This window comes from Aeromicrobium phragmitis (assembly GCF_003674095.1).
GTDB lineage: Bacteria > Actinomycetota > Actinomycetes > Propionibacteriales > Nocardioidaceae > Aeromicrobium > Aeromicrobium phragmitis.
Genome location: NZ_RDBF01000309.1, coordinates 1 through 282, shown reverse-complemented (window position 1 = coordinate 282; position 282 = coordinate 1). Strand labels below are relative to the sequence as shown.

Annotated in this window: 1 pseudogene; it reads left to right on the top strand. The window is 67.4% G+C overall.

Annotated elements, in window-relative coordinates:
* Positions 1-12 precede the first annotated feature (12 nt).
* Positions 13-282 (top strand): annotated as a pseudogene (locus D9V41_RS17495) (glucose-6-phosphate dehydrogenase); the annotation flags it as partial.

Sequence of the window (282 nt, the reverse complement as noted above, 5' to 3'; positions counted from 1 at the left end):
GAGAAGGCCAAGGTGTTCGAGGCGATGCGGCCCTTCGATCCGTCGCGCGTCGTCTACGGGCAGTACGAGGGGTACCGGGACGAGGAGGGCGTGGACGAGGACTCGTCGACCGAGACGTTCGTCGCGGTGGAGGCCTACGTCGACAACGAGCGATGGGCGGGCGTGCCGTTCTATCTGCGGACGGGAAAGGCGATGGCCGAGAGTCGTCGCACGATCACACTGACCTTCCACACGCCGCCCGGCCGCCGCTTCGGGGACCAGATCGACGAGCCGGACAAGCTC